2 protein-coding genes are annotated in these 2,269 nt (G+C 66.0%); both read right to left on the bottom strand.

The features are described 5' to 3' along the window. Positions 1-19 precede the first annotated feature (19 nt). On the bottom strand, positions 20-1,312 hold the full coding sequence (locus ABD378_RS43975) for a cell wall protein (RefSeq protein ID WP_344531147.1): 1,293 nt from the start codon (positions 1,310-1,312) through the stop codon (positions 20-22). A 253-nt stretch (positions 1,313-1,565) separates the two neighbouring features. Continuing rightward, entirely contained in the window at positions 1,566-2,036 is a 471-nt protein-coding gene (locus tag ABD378_RS43970; RefSeq protein WP_344531145.1) for a hypothetical protein, read from the bottom strand. Between the last annotated feature and the right edge of the window lie 233 nt (positions 2,037-2,269).

The raw sequence follows: 2,269 nt of genomic DNA, 5'->3' as shown, positions 1-2,269 counted from the left end.
AGGATCTACAGGGGGGCGCCTAGACATGGCGGGGCGTAGCTTCGGCCAGGGAGGCTTGGCGGATGGCGTGCACACACAGGCGCGTGCCATAGAGGTCAAGCGCGTCGTCGGGGTCCTCGGCATAGTGGTCGGCGACCTCGGACCATTGATCCCAGCTGTACAAGCGGGCCAGGCGACGATCCGTATCTGTGCGGGTCGGCGTCTCCAGGCGTGTTTGTTCCAGCCATTCTTGCCAGGCAATGTTCGATTGCGGATCGCTGGCCGCAGCGTGCGCGCTGTCGCGGGCAGTGGCGTCGTCGGCTTCGCGTCGGAGGTGGGCCTGGATGTAGGCAGCCGGGCGGGCGGGACGCCAGGTGAGGCACAGCCCGATGAGTTCAGCGGCGATCTCGTGGGCGTTCAGTCCGCGGTCGAAGTAGGCCCGCAGTGAGAACGCCAGCCTGCGAAGGGGCTCGCTCTGAGTCCAGTTCACCAAGGCGCGGATCGTGCGGGTCTCCAGGATCTCCCGGGCTGCCTGGGCCGGTGAGCGCGGAGCAGGCTTTGTGCGGCTGGCTGGAGCAGAGGAATGGGACGGGTGGTGCTTGGTGCGACTCGCGCATCGGCGCGAGGTGTAGTTGAAACCACCCGTCATCTGCACCTTTCTCTCTTCCTTGACCAGAGTCAGGGAAGGGGGCGCACCAATCCGAGAACAGGAGTCATCCACAAGGGAGTTGTCCACAGGCCGGGCCGGGCTCTGCTGGTGGATCACGATCCGAGCGTCGTATCCGGTGCCGACGATCTGGTGGCCCATCGCATGGTCGTAGACGGGTGGGATCACGGCCGCGTACACGGTCGCGGTGCCTGCGTATCCGCTGAGCCCCCGCTTGCGGCGGATGTTCGCTTTGGTGCCGTGCATGACCCAGACGAGGGAGCCGAGTTCGCGCAGGACGGCGACGTGGCGCTTGACGGTGGCCCGGGAGAGCGCGAGGCGAGTCGAGATGCCGTCCAGGCAGTACAGGACGTGGCCGGTGCTGTAGTCCATGCGCGTGGCGAGGTCTTCGGCGATGCGCAGCGTGGTGGCGTTGCCGCGGGGGTGGATGCCCGCTGAGAGCAGCCATCGGGTGGCTTTCAGCCACCGGCGAGGGCCGCTGTGCCGGGAGGCGGTGTGGGTGAGTTCCTGGGCCGTCGCGTGGGTGATCGGGGCAGCGTTACCCAGCCGATGTGGTCGGGTTTGCGTTGGTTGATGGTTGTTGTGGGGGGCTGTTTTGGGCAACACCAAACCAGCCCTCGTCGCGGTAGCGATGGTCGGCTCCTGGACGAGGAGGGGATGAGGCAAGACAGAACCGCAACTCGGCGGTGTGCAGGGCTGCTTGCCGAGCCGGGTGTGGATGTTCAGTTGGGGAGGTGGGCTGGTACAGGTCCTTTCGTTGGGGGCGGATGCGTGTGGCGTGAGCGAGAGGTGGCTAAGGAGGGCCGCCCCCCGGCGTTGCGGGTGAGTGCGTTGGGCGGTCAGTTGGCTTGGGCCACTCCCCCGGCAGGTGGTGCTGGTGAGGGAGCGGCGTGTCTGTGCGGGTCTCCAGCGCCGCCGTTTATGCGGCGGGCGGGGAGGGCTGGCGGCGTCGCCGTGCCTTGAGTTGCGCTATGGCGTCGGGGAGTTCGGTGACCCATTGCCCGATGGGCACGCGGATGGCGACGCGTCCGCCGAGGTGTTTGAGGTCGAAGGCCGCGCGTTCGGCGGGTGTGGTGACCAGGTGTACGGAGTCTTCGAGAACCCACAGTGCGGTCTCGGGGGTGGTGTCGGTGTCAGACACTGCCTGGCGGGCTGCTTCGACTGCCATGGACTGCCAGAGCTCGAGGTCTTGGCGGGCGCTGCGGGGGCGGCGTGTGCCGGGCCAGACGATCTGGGAGACGAAGGCGTATACGCGTAGGGCCACGACCGCGTCTTCGAAGTGCGGTTCGGTGAGGACGCCTTGATCGCGGGCTTTCCAGGCCCATGATTCGCTCAGGCCGGCGGCCGTGGCGACCGCACTGGTGCTCAGTTGTTCGCTGGTCAGCGACATTGCTCTGACTCTTCCGCTAAGTGTGCTGATCGTTCTCACACCTTAGCGCAGGAAGCCCGCAATTTTCTTCCGTCACTAGAGAGGCGGCGCGTCTTTGAAATGGACATTCCCGTACGGGGGGCCGTATTTGACCGGCCGTCAGTGAGCTGGGGTCCTCTTCTTGCGTGGATTGGCTCTAGTGTCACATGGTTGGTGAGATGGTGTGAGGGGTTGTCAGTTGGATCGATTGCTTG

Origin of the sequence: Streptomyces rectiviolaceus (assembly GCF_039533825.1) — a bacterium.
Classification (GTDB): Bacteria; Actinomycetota; Actinomycetes; order Streptomycetales; family Streptomycetaceae; genus Streptomyces; species Streptomyces rectiviolaceus.
Note: the sequence above shows the minus strand (reverse complement) of the source record. Positions and strands in the feature narration are given on the sequence as shown.